The sequence below is a fragment of the Sphingomonas aestuarii genome, assembly GCF_054457155.1.
Window position 1 is genome coordinate 301,743 of sequence record NZ_JBTKVV010000002.1, and the last position, 18,509, is coordinate 320,251.

The window sequence follows — 18,509 nt, forward strand, 5'->3', positions numbered from 1 at the left end:
CAGGTTCGCATGGGTGAACGGGACGGGCGATGCATAAGCGGGTGAACAGGATTGTGGTCGTCGGCGGTGGAACCGCCGGATGGCTCGCGGCCTGTCGTATTGCCGCCGCTGCCGATCCTGCCGCCGCCGAACCATTGTCGGTCACGTTGATCGAATCACCTGATCTGCCGATCATCGGGGTGGGAGAGGGCACCTGGCCGACGATCCGCGGTACCCTTGCCAAGATCGGGATCGACGAAGCCGAGTTTCTGCGCGCAACCGACGCCTCGTTCAAACAGGGTTCGCGGTTTGATGGTTGGCACGACGGAACGGCAGAAGACAGCTACTTTCATCCCTTCACGGCACCGATCGACGCCGCGCCGCGCGACCTGATCGCGCATTGGCAAGCATCGGGCGGTTCGTTCGCCGATGCGGTCTGTGCCCAACCGCGCCTGTGCGCCCAGCATCTGGCGCCCCGACAGCGCACTATGCCGAGTTATGCAGGCGCGGTGAACTATGCCTATCACCTTGATGCCGTGAAGCTGGCCGATCTGTTGCGGCGGGTGGCGACCGAGCGGTTGGGAGTGATCCATCTTCGCGATCATGTGACCGGGGTCGACGCGGCCGACAATGGGGACATCGCAGCGGTACGCACCCGTGCGTCCGGTAACATCGAAGGCGACCTCTTCCTCGACTGCACCGGCCATGCCGCGTTGCTGATCGGCGGGCATTGCGGCGTGCCCCTGATTGATCGCAGCGACGTGTTGTTCAACGACCGCGCGTTTGCTGTGCAAGTGCCCGTCGCAACCGACAGTCCGATCGCCGCGCAGACAAATGCGACCGCGCATTCAGCCGGATGGATCTGGGACATCGGCCTGCCCACCCGGCGCGGCATCGGCTGCGTTTATTCGAGTAGCTTTGCAAGCGACGATGCCGCTGAGAATACGCTTCGCAATTATCTGAAGCGGGCAGCGCCGGAGGTTGATCACAACGCGCTGTCGTTTCGCCGCCTGACGTTCCAGTCGGCACATCGTGAGCGGTTTTGGCAGGGCAATTGCCTGGCGCTCGGGCTTGCGGCTGGGTTTCTGGAGCCGCTGGAGGCGTCGGCGATCGTGCTGGCCGAATTGTCGATCGACGCGTTGCTCGACGGATTTCCCGCCAACCGTGCGGCAATGGAGTTGCACGCCAGCCGGTTCAATAGCCTGTTCCGCTATCGTTGGGAGCGGATCGTCGACTTCCTGAAGCTACACTATGTTCCCAGCATCCGCAACGAACCCTATTGGCGGGCACACCGCGATCCCGACACGATCCCGGACCGGCTGAAGGAATTGCTGGAATTGTGGCGCACGCAGCCACCCACCGCCGCTGACTTCCGTCATGCGGACGAGATTTTCCCCGCCGCCAGCTATCAATATATTTTATACGGTATGGGTTCTCCACCGCCGCTGGCGTCTGTGGTGCGTTCGTCCGTCCGCGGGGCGACCGTCGCCGATGCCGCTCAGAAATTGGATCAGCGAGCGCGTGCGCTGGCCGCGAGCCTGCCGACCAACCGTGTCTATCTAGATGCGGTGTGCCGTTCCGAACCGCTTGTCCAAAAGGCCATTCATGTCTGATCATGTGCTGCTAAACGCCGAAGCACACCGTGACCTGCGTATCCGCCGCGAACGCTCTGTCAAACTGGGTGACGGGGTGATGACCGCGATGACGGTCCCCAACGAGTTTCGACGCGTCCAGGCCGATTATCCGATCCTGTTCCGCCGCGATCTTAAACGCGGCGATGTCGTCGCACTTGCCGTGTTCGGGTTCGAAAGCGGCGAGAACCTATTCTTGCAGGACGACCGATGGGACGCCCGCTATCTCCCGCTTTCGATGGACATCCAACCCTTCCTGATCGGCGGCGCACCTGAAAGCGAGGGCGACAAACAGGTAGTGATCGACATGGCGAGCCCGCGGATCGCGGAGGGCGAGGGCGTGCGGCTTTTCGACCAGAACGGGAGATCCACCCCCTATCTCGACACTATCGTCGAGCGGCTGGGCGCATTGGACGCGGGGTATCAGGCATCGCGCGGTTTCTTCGCCGCGCTTCAGCGGTACGACCTGCTGGAACCCTTCACGCTCGACGTGACGCTTGACGATGGCGCCGCGCATCGCATGGTCGGCTTCCACATTATCGACGAGGACAAGTTGCGCGGCCTAGACGCAGCGACGCTGGGCGACCTAAACCGTGAAGGGCATTTGCTCCCCTTGTTCATGGCGGTCGCATCGCTTGCCAACCTGCCTGCACTGATCGCGCGCAAGAACCGGCAGGTGGCAAGTGGGTGAGGCCGATCCGGTCGGTCGTGCCATACCGACAGCGGTGGGAGAGGTACAGGTTGCGGATACCGCCGCGCTCGACGCCCTATTGCACAACGCCGACGAGCCTTTCATTGTCCGCGGTCTGGTCGCCGATTGGCCGCTGGTGGTCGAGGGACGCAAATCGCCGGGTGCGGCGCGCGACTATCTGCTCGCCCACAGCCGCGACCGTGCCTTTTCGGTCTCGGTAGGCGCATCGGCCAGCGACGGGCGGCTATTCTACGACGATGCGATGGGCATGAACTTTCGCATGATGAAGGCGGCGCTGCCGGACATCTTCGATCGCATGGCGAGCGGTGAGCGGGCGGATTTTGGCGACGCGCCGACCCTGTATCTCGGCTCGATCGACGTGCATGACTATTTCAACGGACTGCATGCCGCCAACCATGTCAATCTGGGTGACCGCGATGTTACTGCGAGCATCTGGATCGGGACGCGGACCCGGATCGCGGCGCATAACGACGTGCCGCACAATCTGGCATGTGTCGCGGCCGGGCGGCGGCGGTTCACGCTGTTCCCGCGCGATCAGTACGCCAATCTCTATCTCGGCCCGCTCGATAATACGCCTGCGGGTCGTCCGATCAGCATGGTCGATTTCTCGACACCTGATCTTGACCGCTTCCCTCGTTTTGCAGACGCGATGGCGGCGGCGCAGGTCGCGGAGTTAGGCCCTGGCGATGCGCTCTACATACCGGCGATGTGGTGGCATCATGTCGAGGCGCTCGACCAATTCAACATCCTGCTTAATTACTGGTGGCGCGAAACCCCGCGCTGGCTGGCACACCCGCAGGATGCGCTCAACCACGCCCTGCTCGCGATCCGCGACTTGCCCGAGGATGAAAAGGCGCATTGGCGCGACCTGTTCGACCATTATGTCTTCACCGATGACGATACCGCCATCGCGCATATCCCGCTGGAAAGTCGCAGCGTGCTTGCGCCGCTGACGCCGGAAACCGCGGGTCGCCTGCGCGCCTACCTCCTGCGACAGTTGAGCCGATGAAAAGCGAGCATCCGATCAAGCGCATCGTCGTCGCAGGCGGCGGCACCGGCGGTTGGATGGCGGCTGCCGCCATTGCACGCACCATGGGCCGCGCGGCGCAGGTGACGCTGGTCGAATCCGAATCCATCGGAACGGTGGGTGTGGGCGAATCCACCATCCCGCCGCTGGTCACCTATAACCGGCTGCTCGGCATCAACGAGGCCGAGTTCATGCGCGCGACCAACGCGACGTTCAAACTGGGCATCCTGTTCGACGGCTGGAAAAACGGCAGCGACCGTTATTTCCATTCGTTCGGGCTGACCGGCAAGGATCACTGGGCTGCCGGGTTCCAGCATTACTGGCTCTATGGCCGCGAGCGCGGGCATGAAGCGTCGTACGACGATTACTGCCTGGAACTGGTGGCGGCGATGGAGGGCAAGTTCGCGCACCTGCCCGACAACGGCATGAACTATGCCTATCAGCTCGATTCCACGCTCTACGCCAAATTTCTGCGCACCATGGCGGAGGGCGATGGCGCAGTGCGGATCGAGGGGAAGATCGCACACGTCGAACTGGACGGCGAAAGCGGCGACGTCGCGGCCCTCGTGCTTGATCGCGGCGATCGGATCGAGGGGGACCTGTTCCTCGACTGCACTGGCTTTCGCGCGCTGTTGATCGAACAGGCGCTGCACGCCGGGTTCGACGACTGGACGCACTGGCTGCCGTGCGATTCCGCGATTGCGCTGCAGACCGAAAATGTCGGGCTGCCGGCGCCCTATACTCGCGCGATGGCGCATGATGCCGGGTGGCAATGGCGTATTCCGCTTCAGCATCGCACTGGCAACGGGCTGGTCTGGTGCAGCCGCTATCTCGACCGCGATGCGGCGCTCGACCGGCTGCTCGGCAATGTCGAGGGCAAGGTGCTGACCGAGCCCAACCATCTGCACTTCACCAGCGGTGTCCGGCGGCGGCAATGGTATCGCAACTGCATCGCGATCGGCTTATCGGGCGGGTTCATGGAGCCGCTGGAATCGACCAGCATCCACCTGATCCAGCGCGCGGTGTTGCGGTTGATCCGCATGTTGCCACTGGGACCAGTCAATCCGAGCGATGTGGCTGAGTTCAATGACCAGCAGACACAGGATATGCTGCAGATCCGCGACTTCCTGATCCTTCACTACAAAGCAACCGAACGCCGCGACTCCGCATTCTGGCGACAATGCGCTTCGATGTCAGTGCCCGATACGCTGGCGCAGAAGATTAAGCTGTTCCGCGAAACGGGTCGCGTATTCCGCCGCAATGAAGAACTGTTCGCCGAGAATAGCTGGGTTCAGGTGATGATGGGGCAGGGGATCATGCCCCAATCCTGGCATCCGATCGCGGCGAAACTCTCGGACGATGATCTCGAACGATTGCTGACCACCGTTCGCGACGGGGTTGCTCGCACCGTTGCGACGTTGCCCGCACACGCCACTTATGTGACGCGCTATTGTGGCGCATACGATACGATGGCCAGGGCGGGTTAGGCATGAACCGGCGTCGCCAGACGGTCACGATTAAACATGTTGCGGCGGATGCGGCGGTGTCGTTGCAGACGGTCAGTCGCGTGATCAACAAGGAGCCGAACGTCCGGCCGGAAATGGTCAAACGGGTTCAGGCGTCGATCGACAAGCTGGGCTATGTCCCCTCAATCGCGGCGCAGCGTATGGCCGGGTCGCGATCCTATCTGATCCTGGCCATCAACGACCGCGAACGGACCATCGCCGACTGGCGCGACCGTCAGGGAACCGACTGGGTTGATCAGATGATGCTGGGGGGCATGATCAAATGCGCTGAGCATGGCTATCGCTTGCTTGTCGAACTCGTTGATACGCGCAGCGACCATATCGAACGCGAGCTTGCTGCTGCTCTCGGCGCGCTGCGGCCGGACGGCGTAATCCTGACGCCACCCCATTCCGAGAATACGAAAATCCTCTCCCTGCTCGAGGCGCGACACATCAGCGTTGCCCGGATCGGATCACTTCGCGAGGGCTATGGCTTTGCCCTTACGATGGATGACGAGCGCGCGGCCTGCATGGCGACCGAGCATTTGATCGAACTCGGGCACGAACGGATCGGCTTCATTGCTGGACCTGCCGCATACGAACTGAGCGGCTGGCGCGTCGCGGGCTGGCGCGCGGCGATGACGGCGGAGGGACTTGATATGACCGGCCTGCTGGAAGCAGGCGATTTCAGTTATGAGTCCGGCATCTCCGCGGGAGATGCATTGCTGGCAAGCGATACGCCACCGACTGCGATCATCGCGAGCAACGATCGCATGGCGCTGGCCGTGTTGGAAATCGCGCGCAGTCGTGGACTGAAGGTGCCCCAGAACTTGTCGCTCATCAGTTTCGACGACACGCCGATCACCCGCTTCACCCATCCGCCACTGACGGCCGTCGTTCAGCCAATTGCTGAGGTCACTGCCCAAGCGGTGTCGCTGATTATCGACGAACAGGCTCAGCGTGACCCACCGCGCAACACGATCATCGTCCCCGCATCGCTGGCCGTGCGATCATCGACGGCCCCGCCGGGCCGTCAATATCCCGTGATCCGCTAAACCGACAATGCTGCTGAATTGCGTGCCTGAGCGATGATTGATTGATTCGACGGCGGCATGAGGAGCCGTTCTCATAGGTAGATTCGATCGGGTGGGCATACGTTGCTGTGTCGGATCAACCTCTTTCCGTTGATAGCGATCTGCCGCCGTTCATACGGTCGATCGGACTAGGCTCGGGACCCATTAAATCGCTTGCGCTGGAGGTAGTGGATTGATTCAAGGGTGGCATCAAGGAGGTGCTGCTGTTGTCTGAAGTCTGGTTGTTGAGCGAGGCGCAGATGCGCCGGATCGAGCCCTATTTCCCACTGTCGCATGGCATTCCGCGGGTCGATGATCGGCGGATCGTCAGCGGCATCATCTTCGTGATCAGGAATGGACTGCGCTGGCGTGATGCGCCTGCTGCCTATGGTCCTCACAAGCCTGTCTCGAGCGCAGTCGAGAGGACGATCTATAACCGCTTTATCCGCTGGAGCCGCCTGGGCGTCTTCAACCGCATCTTTGCCGAGTTGGCGGCCAAGGGCGACAAGCCAGATCAGTTGATGATCGACGCCACCCACCTCAAAGCACATCGGACGGCAGCAAGCCTGCTAAAAAAGGGGCTCTACCCAGACGTATCGGGCGCACCAAAGGCGGGTTGAACTCCAAGCTCCACGCCGTCTGCGATGGCAAGGGCCGCCCGTTGATCATGCTGCTCAGCGAAGGACAAATGAGCGACTACAAGGGCGCTGCGCTGATGATCGACGCCTTTCCCAGAGCCAAGGCGTTGCTGGCCGACCGGGGCTACGATGCCGACTGGTTCCGCGCCGCCCTGGATGCCCGTGGCATCGCTGCCTGCATCCCATCAAAGACAAACCGCAAAGTGCCCATACCGCACGACGCCACGCTCTACCGCCAGCGCCACAAGGTCGAAAACATGTTCGGAAAGCTGAAGGACTGGCGCCGCATCCACACCCGTTACGACCGCTGCGCCCACACCTTCATGTCCGCAATCTGCATCGCCGCAACCGTCATCTTCTGACTACCGCAATGAGTCCTGAGCCTAACGGTAGGGAATGAATACCAGGATGCTTGACGGATCGGCCCTTGGGTGTTGGACTTGTTCGGGGGGAGCAGAGGGTGCGGCTATTGATTGTCGAAGATAATGTCCGGATCAGCGGTCTCACCGCTAGGGGGCTTCAGCCGTTCGGTTTTTCCTGCGATTGCGTAGCGACGCTCGCTGATGCCGACCATGCGATTGAGCTGTACGCATATGACGCCCTGGTGCTTGATCTGGGGATGCCCGATGGCGACGGTGCGGCGTGGCTCGTCGATCGACGCAGAAACCGCCTTTACACCCCCGTCATCATGCTGACGGCGCGATCCGCGCTTGGCGACCGCGTGACCGGCCTGGATGCGGGCGCGGACGATTATCTGGTCAAACCGTTCGCGATCGAGGAACTGGCGGCACGGCTGCGCGCGTTATTGCGCCGACCCGGTTCGCGAACCGACCCTGTCATAGCGATCGGTCCGCTGCGCTTCGATGCCGCAACCCGGTCCGCGACATACGAAACGGCGCCCCTGCACCTCACTCAACGCGAGGCCGCACTGCTGGAATTGATGATGACGCGGGCTGGGTCGGTGGTGACGCGGACACAGATCGAAAGCTCGATCTACACGTTCAACGAACCGGTCACATCCAATGCGCTGGAGGCACTCGTATCAAGGTTGCGTCGCAAGCTTGCGGTGCACGGTGTAGGCGAAATGCTGATTACGCTTCGCGGAGTCGGCTATTTGATGATGGAAGATCGGCGATGAGCGGGGAACCGCCCTCGATCATCGGGCGGTTGCGACATGGCGTTGCTTGGAGCGCGGCGATCGGCGCGGTCATCCTCGCTGCGTTTCTGATCGCCGATTTCGAGTTGATGAAAGCCGAAACTCGCGCGGCTTACGGTGGGATCGGAATCGTTCACGAAGTTGTCGACCATGTCGTCTTTCCGATTGTCGTCCTGCTCGCTCCGCTCGCGGTTGCAACGGGCTGGCTGATCTCGCGTTCGCTAAGCCCGCTTACCGACGCTGCAGAGCGGATACATCAGGCCGCCGGGCAAGACCGCGGGTTTCGGGTGGAGACAGGCAATCTGCCTGTCGAAGCGCTGCCCTTTGCCGATGCGGTCAACCAATTGCTCGCTCGGCTGGACGATGCCGCGCGGCGACAAGAGGGTTTTGCCGCAGACGTCGCGCATGAACTGAAGACACCCTTATCGGTGGTGATGCTGGAATTGCAGCATTTGGGGACTGTCGAGGCCAGGCGGATGTTTAACGACCTGGCGGCGATGAACCGGTTGATCGAACAATTGCTGATCCTGGCCCAGTTGGATGCCTATGCCGCAGCACCGCAACCGTTCCGCATGCTGGACCTTCGCGACGTGGCGCTCGATGCGATCAAGCTGACGGCGCTCGATGCCGCTCGACGCGGCGTGAATCTGGCATTGCAGCACCATGACCCGCAGCCGGTGTCCGGGCGTCGGGAAGCGTTGGCCGCGGCGATCCGTAATCTGATCGAAAACGCGATCCGGGTGACGCCCGATGGTGGCGAAGTCGTCGTCACCTGTGGCCCCGGCCCGCATTTGCGCGTTAGCGACGGCGGGCAAGGGATCGACGCGTCCACGCTTGCCCAATTGTGCGATCGATTCAATCGCGGCGATCACGCCAGCCCGGGCGGTGCCGGTCTTGGACTGTCGATCGTGGCACGGGTGATGGAAGTGCATCGGGGCGCGATCGGCACGGACAAGGCAGCATCGACACTGTTGCTGACCTTTCCTGAAAATTCATTCGCTCGACCGATCGTTACGCTGTCAGCTTCCTGTCAGCTAACGATGCTATAGTCCGAGTCGTCGGGGACCAGTGGGTTCGGTTCTCGCGTCGGGGTGGCCAATTCGGGCACTGTCCACCTTTGGTTCGCGACGGGTCGCAAACCGTTGGGGCAATTGGGGGAAGAACCGTGTCCGTCATCTCGACCGCGCTCGTCGTGGAAAGGCAGGTGCTGTGCCGCGCCGGGTTGGTTGCTTTGCTGGCCGAAGCCGTGCCGGTTTGCAATATCGGCGGCACCGGCGCCCTCGACAGCGCAACCCGGTGGCTGGAAGACCATCCAAATACCAGAATCGTGACGCTGGACCCGAGTCTTTCCACCATTCCGCTTGCCGAGTGGATCGCCGCGCTCAGGCGTTGTTTTACTTCAACCAAACTGGTCGTCGTCGATTGGAACAATGATCGAAAGTCGGTTTTTGACGCGCTGGGTGCAGGCGCGCACGGCTTTATTCCGAAGGATGTCGATCGAGCTGATATGGTTCGCGCGTTGATCGCAATCGACAGCGGTCAGATTTACGTGCCGCCCTTTTCCGCCGATCCACCGATCCGGTTTCAACCCCAACCCCAAGCGCATGCCGATCGCGATTTCATAACCCTGACCGAACGGCAGCGCGAAGTCCTCTCGCATCTTGCCACCGGCAAATCGAACAAGGAAATCGCACGCGCGCTGCGCATATCTGAATGTACCGTGAAGGTGCACATTGCCGCGACCTTCCGGCAGTTGGGCGTCCATAACCGCGTCAGTGCCGTAGCCGCGCTGCAAACTCAGGGCACGCGGCCATCCCCCACTGCGGAACCGCAGGAACGGCGCGCTTGACTTGGCGCCCGGGCGGTCAGGTCAGCAGGCGCAGCGCGAGTTCGCAACAACCATCCTCTCATCACCCGGACTGGCTATCAGCTGGTCCGAAGACCCAATTGCGCCTGCGCAATCCTGCACTACGCAATATCCCGTAATGGAGCATTAATCAGCTCATCATAATGCCTATGCCCTTTCATGGGACGGATTAGTCCACATGGCTGAATCGACTCTAACCCCATCCAAAACCTAGCATCGCATTAATCTTTCCGAGTCGAGCCGAACAATCGACTTGGCGAGATTTGCTGGCGGGGACCGCACCAGCTCAAATTCTTTGATTCAATAAACCGCGCTTTTGCGGATACCCGCGCTCGTCTTCGAGACAGTGCGAGTTAGACTGGAGATGCGACATGGTACAGCTGACCAAGCACGACCTGACCTTCATTCTGAAGCAGATCAAGATCTCGGAACTCCATTCGGCCGGAACGCCGCTGACGCAGATTCGGCTGGACGCGAACGGTAATCCGGTGCTCGGGGCCACGGGCGCATTCGCGATTCCCGATCCGCTCGCCCCTTACGGCCTGCGTACCGTCGATGGCAGCTACAACAATCTCAACCCCGGGCGTGAAAGCTGGGGCGCCGCGGACAATCCGTTTCCGCGCTTGAGCGATCCGTACTGGCGCGACGAGGATGACGATACGATGACGGTCAGCGGCTACGCGGTCGTCGACATCACCGATCCAGGTCTTCAGAACAATGATTACGGTTCGCCGGGCAACGTGATCGATGCCGATCCGCGGCTGATATCGAACCTGATCGTCGATCAGACGCTAGGCAATCCAGCGGCGATCGCGGCTGCGCTGACCTATGGTGGCTATAGCGGCAGCACGCTCAAAGCAGCGCTGGATGCGATTGTCGCGGCGCGCGATGCGCTGTCGGCGATCGAAGCGAGCGATCCTGGCAACACTGCTGCCATTGCCGCGGCCCAAGCAAACCTTGACGAAGCGCTTGCTGATCATGGCGTCAATATGGAGGGCAGCAGTGTTGTCATCCCGAACGTCGCGCCCGACGAAGGGCTTTCGGCGCCGTTCAACGGTTGGTTCACGTTGTTCGGCCAGTTTTTCGACCATGGGCTCGATCTTGTCGAGAAGAAGGGCGGAACCGTCTTCATTCCGCTGAGCCCGGACGATCCGCTGTACAATCCGGCGACGCCGTGGACCAATTTCATGGTCATCACCCGCACGACAAGCGATGCGGCAAACCTGACGACCCCTTTCGTCGATCAGAACCAGACCTATACCTCACACGCATCGCACCAGATGTTCCTGCGCGAATATGCCATGATCGGCGGACAACCGCTTGCGACCGGCAAGCTGCTTGAGGGCGACCGCGGGCTTGCGACCTGGGCCGACGTGAAGGAACAAGCACGCACGATGCTGGGCATCGAACTGACCGATGCGGATGTCGGCAACGTGCCCCTGTTCGCAGTCGATGCTTATGGCGAGTTCATCCGCGGTGCCAACGGACTGCCGCAACTGGTTGTCGGTTTGGGGACGGATGGGCAGTTTGGGACCACCGACGATGTTTTGGTGGAGGGTAATCTTGCGTCCCCCATCAACCCCACCGCCGTCGGAGCATTCCGCACCGGCCACGCGTTTCTGGACGACATCGCGCACGCCGCGCAGACCGTGAACAGTCGCGGCCAGATCATGTATGCCGATGACGACAACGCCGTTGGCATCGGCGTGACGCTGGTTCCCAATCCGATCTATGACGACCAGCAGCCGATCGGCGGCACCAATCAGCCTACCCTTGGGGTGCTAAATCCGGCGTTCAACGCGTCGCTGCCCGTCAGCGCCACGAATCCCCAATATCTTTCGGCCGACCGTTTCTATGATAACGAGCTGCTCGACGCGCACTACATCACCGGCGACGGGCGCGGGAACGAGAATATCGGTCTGTCGGCGGTCCATCATGTGTTCCATTCCGAACATAACCGCATGGTCGAACAGATTCGCGCGACGGCGTTGGCTGAGGGGCAGACCGACCTTTCCTTTTTGAACGAGTGGCTGCTGGTCGATGTGACGGCAATCCCCGCCGACCTTTCGACCCTGCAATGGGACGGTGAACGCCTGTTCCAGGCGGCGCGCTTCTCGACTGAGATGCAGTACCAGCATCTGGTCTTCGAAGAATTCGCGCGCAAGGTTCAACCCGACGTCGATGCGTTCGTATTCAACCCGTCGATGGATATCGACCCGGCGATCTTCGCCGAGTTCGCTCATGTCGTCTATCGCTTCGGCCATTCGATGCTGACCGAGAGCGTCGATCGGGTGAATGCCGACGGCACCACCGCGCACATGGATTTGTTCGAAGCGTTCCTGAACCCGCTGGCATTCGGTTCGGACACGATCGATCACCACACGGCAGCCGGTGCGATCGTGCGCGGGATGACAGCGCAGGTCGGCAACGAGATCGACGAATTCGTCACCAATGTTCTGCGCAACCAGTTGCTCGGCATTCCGCTCGACCTGGCGGCGATCAACATCGCGCGCGGGCGCGATACGGGGATGCCGACCCTCAATCAGGCACGCGAGCAGTTCCAAGCGGTGGCCAATGGCGACACCCAGCTCGATCCCTATACGAGCTGGACCGATTTCGCGCTCAACCTCAAAAACCCGGCGTCGATCGTCAATTTCCTTGCCGCCTATGGCACTCACGATTCGATCGCCGCTGCGACCACTGCAGAGGGTAAGCGCGATGCCGCTACCCTGATCGTGTTCGGGGGCGCAGGCGCGCCTGCCGACCGGTTCGACTTCCTTAACGGCACCGGCAGCTGGGCCTATGCGCGTGGCAGCGACGGCAAGCTGGGCACCGGCGACGACGTCAATGAATCGGGCGTCAACCTGATCGACCTGTGGGTCGGCGGGCTGGCCGAAAAGAAGATGGCGTTCGGCGGGATGCTCGGCTCCACCTTCTCGTTTGTATTCGAGCTTCAACTCGAGAACCTCCAGAATGCCGACCGTTTCTATTATTTGTCGCGCGTCCAGGGACTGAACCTGCTCAACGAGCTGGAGAATAACTCGCTCGCCAAGATGGTGCTCAACAACACCGATCTGGGGGCCAGCGGCTACGCGCTGCCGGGCGACATCTTCTCGGTTCCCGACCATGTTGTCTATGTCGAGCAATATATGATGGACCGGTTCAACCTGACCGATCCCGAGCTGGACGATCCGTTCCTGTCACAGTTCGCGAAAATGGTCGAACGCGCCAATGTCGATGCCAATGGTCGCGCCGGCTATCTGCGGGTCAACAGCAACGATCATTTCTTGATCCAGGGCAGTGACGGTGACGACCATATCGTCGCGGGCGGCGGCGACGACAGCATCTGGGGTGGCGACGGCAATGACCGGATCGAGGCAGGATACGGCGTCGACAAGGTTCACGGTGGCAAGGGCAACGACATCATCACCAACAGCGGCACCGATATCGGCGAAGTCGATATGTTGCATGGCGAGGAAGGTGACGACGTCATCCATGGCGGATCGGGACTGGCGCTGATCTTCGGCAACCAGGGTCAAGACTTCATCATCACCGGGCCCGACGGCAAGACTGCGATGGGTGGCCTGGGCAACGACTTCATTCTGGGCGGTGAAGGCGGCGACAATCTGCTCGGCAACGAAGGCGACGACTGGATCGAGGGCGGCAACGGCTTCGACATCATCTCGGGCGATAATTCCGAGCTGTTCTTCAACTCGACGATCATCGGTCACGACGTGATGTTCGCCGGGCAGAACGAACAGGATTTCGATGCCGAAAGCGGCGACGACATCATGGGGCAGGGCGAAAGCGTCATCCGCAACGAAGGGATGTGGGGCTTCGACTGGGCGATCCACAAATTCAATACCGAAGCCGGCGACAGCGACATGCTGATCAAGATCTTCTCGACTGACGAAGAGGATATCCTGCGCGACCGCTTCGATCAGGTGGAGGCGCTATCGGGCTGGAACCTGAACGACGTGCTGCGCGGCGACAGCCGCACCAGTGCGACGATCGCCGGTGTCGATGCCGGTGCCGAGAGCCTGATGGACAATAACGAACTGACCCAGGCGGGCGTCGATCGCATTGCCGGTCTGCGCGCCGTGCTTGGCGACTGGGTTGCACCCGCGCCCGGCGCTGGCGTCGATCGCGAAAGCGTGATCGCATTCGATGCGGGCAACATCCTGCTCGGCGGTGGTGGTAGCGACGTCCTCGAAGGACGTGGCGGCAACGACGTGATCGACGGCGACAGCTGGTTGAACGTCCGCATCCGCATCGAAGCGGGCGGACAGGTCTACACCGCCGAACGCATGGCCGGGAAAGTCTATCTCGAAAGCGCGGTCGTTCAGGGCGTCGTTCCGGCCAATGCGGTCGCCCAGTTCGGCGGCAAGACGCTGGACGCACTGATGCTGGCGGGGACGCTCAATCCCGGCCAGTTGTCGATCGTGCGCGAGGTCGTGAAGGATGACGGCGTCGGCGACAACGATGTCGCTCAGTTCTGGGATATCGTCGACAATTACAGCTTCACCCGTTCGAGCGACGGCGGCTATCTCGTCACGCATACCGGGTTCGATCCGGCGAACCGTCCGGCGGGCGTCAACACCGTGTCGGACGGCACCGACAAATTGTGGAACATCGAAACGCTTCGCTTCGGCGACGGCACGGGCGGAACGGTCGATTTCGACATCGGTCAATTGTTCAACAGCCCGGCAACCGGCGTCCCGGTCATCTCTGACCTGACGCCGACCGAAGGACAGGCGCTGAGCGTCAACACCTCGGCCATCGCCGACGAACAGGGTCTGGGCGCGTTCCGCTATCAGTGGCAGGTGTCGAACAATGGCGGCACGACCTGGGCCAACATCCCGCTCAACGCAACGGGTGCGTCCTTCACCCCCACCGACGGCATCCTGGGGATTGGCGGACAGGTCGGCGGCCTGATCCGCGTCGCGGTCAGCTTCACCGACGGTCGCGGTAATCCCGAAACCGTGTTTTCCGCACCCACCGGGGTGGTGGGGGATGACTGGAACGGGGTTCCGCTGGTCAACAATGTCTTCAACGGGACGGCGGGCGATGATATCGCCGACGGGGTCAGCCCGATCCTGACCCTCGGCGGGAACGACACGCTTAACGGCAATGGCGGCGACGACATATTGAACGGCGCTGGCGGCAACGACACGTTGAACGGCGGCGCGGGCAACGACCGGCTGGACGGCGGGGCGGGCAACGATGTCGCGGTGTTCGCAGGCGCTATCGGCCAGTTCACGGTTGCATCGTCGGGTGCCAACATCGTCGTCACCGACCGCACGGGGGCCGAGGGCACCGATACGATCAGCACGGTGGAGACGTTGCGCTTCGCCGGGGTCAATCATGCCGTCGTGCAGGGAACGGCCGCAAACAATGCCAATCTGAACGGAGCCGCCGGTGCGGCGGGCGCGCAGGCGATCTTCGGCCTGGCGGGCAATGACAGCCTGAACGGTGGCGCCGGCAACGACCTGCTGGTCGGTGGTCAGGGCAACGACACGATCAACGGCGGTGCCGACAACGACACCATCTATTGGTCGGCAGGCGATGGCCGCGACCTGATGGACGGTGGCACGGGTGTCGATACGGTCAAGTTCGTGGGCGATGCCAGTGCGGAAACTTATCGCATCTATGCGCGCGCCGAGGCCGTTGCCGCCGGCATCACCGGGCTGGGTGTCAATACGGAGATCGTCGTCACCCGCAACGGCACCAACAATGCCGCGGTGATCGCGGAACTCGACAATATCGAGGAGATCGTGATCCATGGCGGCGGCGGGGGCGACGTGTTCATTCCGATCGGCGATTTCACGCCGACCACGCTGCTGGCCAACACCATCCGGATCGAGGGAACCGACGGCAACGACACGGTCGATATGACCGCGCTGCAATCGGCGCACCGCGTCGTCTTCGCCTCGAAAGGCGGAAACGACACGATCATCGGCACACTGCGGCCGCAGGACCGGATCGAGCTGAAATCCGGTACCATCGTGGCGGATTACGATGCCACGACCAACGCCGATGGCAGCACGACGTTGGTCAACGGGACGCACAGCGTCACCTTCTTCGGGACGCTTGCCAATGCCGGTGGCCGGGTGACGGGACCGTTCGATCTGCCCCTGGATCGCGAGGACTTCGCCGACCTGCGTGAGATGGTTCGAGACGGGCTGGTTCGCGATGCGTCGGGCAACGGCAACAATGTCGACAATCCGACCTATGGCTCAGCCAACCAGCCGTTCATCCGGCTGACCGATCCCTATTATGTCGACGGGGCAGCCGAGGCGCGGACGACGACTCTCAGCCCACGACAGATTTCGAACATCGTCGCCAATCAGGACAATGATGGCGACGGGATCGAGGAAAGCATCCCGAACCAGTTTGGCGGTACCGCGCTGCTGACCTTCTTCGGGCAGTATTTCGATCACGGGCTGGACTTTGTCGGCAAGGGAAAACCGGGATCGACGGCGATCGGCACCCCCGATTTTCCGATCTCTGCGCCGCGCTCAAACATCGTTCCGGGCACCGGTATCGACCCCGACGGTATCCCGAACAATGGCGACGAGATCGCGGCGCAATATATCAACGACGCTTCGCCTTTCGTCGATCAGAATCAAGTCTATGGCTCGCTGAATGCGGTCACCGACCTGTTGCGCAAATGGGAAGTCGGCACTGATGGCTCTCCCGTCCAGACCGCCTATATGCTGACGGGTGACATCGACGCGTCGGGCCATGCTCTGCTGCCCACCCTCGATCATGTGCGCGACAATTACCGCATCATGACCGATGGTGGCGAACTCACGGGTGCCGACATTTCGGATTATGACGGGACCGGCCAGCCGCTGCTGATCGATTTCATCCCGTCGTTCGTCACCTTGCCCGACCAGCTCGAGCCGCAACTCGATCTCGATGCGATCGGCCATTACTTCGTCACCGGCGATGGGCGCGCAAACGAAAACGTGATGCTGACGTCGATCCACACGATCTGGGCGCGCAACCACAATTACTGGGTCGACCGGATCAAGGAGGAAACCGGCGGACGCTGGAGCGAGGCGGAATATTTCGAAGCCGCGCGGATCATGAACGTCGCGGAATATCAGCGCGTGGTGTTCACCGAATTCGCTACCGCGATGGCGGGCGGACTGGATGATGACGACGAACACGGGTTCGAAGGATATGACCCGACCGTCAATTCCGCGATCTCGGTTGAATTCGCCCAGGCCGCGTACCGGTTCGGCCATTCGATGCTCAACGAAACGGTCGGGTTCGTCGGTTCCGACGGCACGTTGGAGCAATTGTCGCTGGTCGAGGCGTTCCTGACGCCGGGCACGGTGTCGAGCCGAGGAATCGAAGGGTTTCTGGCAGGCGCGACGATGATGTCGCACCAGGCGATCGACACCGACATGGTCAATGCGCTTCGCAACCAGCTCGTCGGCCGTCCGCTCGACCTTGCCGCGCTGAACATCTTCCGCGGGCGCGACATGGGCATCGCGCCGTTCAACGACGTGCGGACCCAGCTCCACGAACAGACCGGGCAGGCCAGCCTGCGCCCCTATTCGGGCTGGGATGATTTCCAGCAGCGCAACCGGATTTCGGATGCCGTGATGGATCAGCTGAAGGCGGCCTATCCGCAGGGCTTCGCGACCATGGACCTGTGGATCGGGGGGCTGGCCGAACGCCCGACGCACGGACAGCTGGGATCGACCTTCGGCTATATCTTCCTCGAACAGCTCGACCGGCTGCAGCATGGCGACCGGCTCTACTATCTGGAGATATTTGACGACAGCGTGTTCGGCGATGGTGCGGCCATGACCTTCTCCCAGATCGTCATGCGGAACACCGGGCTGACTGAATTGCCCGAAAACATCTTCCAGAGCGGAGAAATCCCGCCCTTCGACGACGATGAAGAAGAAGACGAAGACGATAATCAGGACGGTGATGACGCCGACCAGGACGACGACGATACCGATGATGAAGACGACATCATCGTCACGCCTCCACCGGTGGTGCCATCACCCGACGACACGCTGACGGGTACGGCAGGCGCCGACCAGTTGAAAGGCGGGTCGGGAAACGATGTCATCAGCGGTCTGGGCGGTGACGACGTTATCGAAGGCGGCTCGGGCGACGATGTTCTGTCCGGCAATGCGGGTGACGACCGGATCGGCGGTGGATCGGGCGACGACCTGATCCGCGGCGGTGAAGGCGATGATCATCTGAGCGGCGGGTCGGGCGACGATGTCATCGAAGGCGGCGACGGCGACGACGCCATCTTCGCCGGATCGGGTGACGATCGGATCGACAGCGGCGACGGCGACGATGTGATGTCGGGCGGCAGCGGCGACGATGTGTTCATCTTTGGCAAGGGCGACGATCGGGTGACCGATTTCGAGCGGGGTGCTGACACGATCGATCTGAGCGGCCTCGGCATCACCGCGCAGAGCTTCGGCTCGCGAGTGGTCATCAGCCAGGACGGCGACGACGCAATCGTGCGGATCGACGGGCAGTCGATGCGGCTCGACGGGGTAGGGGCTGCGGAGTTGATGGCCTCGTCGTTCGTGTTCGCTGCTGCGGGCGCGGCAGGAGGCACTCCGGCGGGGAGCACAGCGGGGAGCGCGCAGGGCACGTCACCGCCCGAGACAGCTCCGCAGGTTCCGCCATCCGTCCCACCTATCGCCACCACGCCGGTCGATACTGGCGTATCCGGAGGCGATACGGATGCCGGTCCGCACCTGTTCACGCGAGAGGATCTGGTGGTCAACGATCATTCCTTGCCGGCATTTTTCAGCGTCCACCATGATTTCCTGCGACCTGTGGATCTTTCGGCGACGGACGTGTTCATCCGCCCCGACTGGGACTTCATCTAGGCTCCCATCCCCCTGGGAGGGCCCGGGCGGAACCCGTCCGGG

The 18,509-nt window shown here is 61.9% G+C and carries 10 protein-coding genes; all 10 read left to right on the plus strand.

Annotated features, from left to right (window positions below):
* Positions 1–29: 29 nt before the first annotated feature.
* The 10 genes from ACX0GZ_RS04710 (at position 30) to ACX0GZ_RS04755 (ending at position 18,467) form a co-directional block, all read left to right on the plus strand.
* Complete coding sequence (locus ACX0GZ_RS04710; protein WP_458813884.1) at positions 30–1,592, plus strand: tryptophan halogenase family protein; 1,563 nt, start codon at positions 30–32, stop codon at positions 1,590–1,592.
* Entirely contained in the window at positions 1,585–2,301 is a 717-nt protein-coding gene (locus ACX0GZ_RS04715) for a SapC family protein (RefSeq protein ID WP_458813886.1), read from the plus strand. The genes ACX0GZ_RS04710 and ACX0GZ_RS04715 overlap by 8 nt, the downstream gene beginning before the upstream one ends.
* Entirely contained in the window at positions 2,294–3,331 is a 1,038-nt protein-coding gene (locus ACX0GZ_RS04720) for a cupin-like domain-containing protein (RefSeq protein ID WP_458813888.1), read from the plus strand. Before ACX0GZ_RS04715 ends, ACX0GZ_RS04720 begins: the two co-directional genes overlap by 8 nt.
* The gene (locus tag ACX0GZ_RS04725) at positions 3,328–4,836 is read left to right on the plus strand and encodes a tryptophan halogenase family protein (protein WP_458813890.1); all 1,509 of its coding nucleotides are present in this window, start codon (positions 3,328–3,330) and stop codon (positions 4,834–4,836) included. Before ACX0GZ_RS04720 ends, ACX0GZ_RS04725 begins: the two co-directional genes overlap by 4 nt.
* 2 nt (positions 4,837–4,838) lie before the next feature.
* The gene (locus ACX0GZ_RS04730) at positions 4,839–5,909 is read left to right on the plus strand and encodes a LacI family DNA-binding transcriptional regulator (RefSeq protein WP_458813892.1); all 1,071 of its coding nucleotides are present in this window, start codon (positions 4,839–4,841) and stop codon (positions 5,907–5,909) included.
* A 245-nt stretch (positions 5,910–6,154) separates the two neighbouring features.
* Positions 6,155–6,927 (plus strand): IS5 family transposase gene (locus ACX0GZ_RS04735; protein ID WP_458813894.1). Its coding sequence is split into 2 segments (ribosomal slippage): positions 6,155–6,512 and positions 6,512–6,927, totalling 774 coding nucleotides; the frame shifts between segments, so codons are not numbered across the junction.
* A gap of 98 nt (positions 6,928–7,025) precedes the next feature.
* The gene (locus ACX0GZ_RS04740) at positions 7,026–7,703 is read left to right on the plus strand and encodes a response regulator (RefSeq protein WP_458813896.1); all 678 of its coding nucleotides are present in this window, start codon (positions 7,026–7,028) and stop codon (positions 7,701–7,703) included.
* Complete coding sequence (locus ACX0GZ_RS04745; protein WP_458813898.1) at positions 7,700–8,770, plus strand: sensor histidine kinase; 1,071 nt, start codon at positions 7,700–7,702, stop codon at positions 8,768–8,770. Before ACX0GZ_RS04740 ends, ACX0GZ_RS04745 begins: the two co-directional genes overlap by 4 nt.
* Positions 8,771–8,886: 116 nt before the next feature.
* The gene (locus ACX0GZ_RS04750) at positions 8,887–9,570 is read left to right on the plus strand and encodes a LuxR C-terminal-related transcriptional regulator (protein ID WP_458813900.1); all 684 of its coding nucleotides are present in this window, start codon (positions 8,887–8,889) and stop codon (positions 9,568–9,570) included.
* 389 nt (positions 9,571–9,959) lie between these two features.
* Entirely contained in the window at positions 9,960–18,467 is an 8,508-nt protein-coding gene (locus ACX0GZ_RS04755) for a peroxidase family protein (protein ID WP_458813902.1), read from the plus strand.
* Positions 18,468–18,509 lie beyond the last annotated feature (42 nt).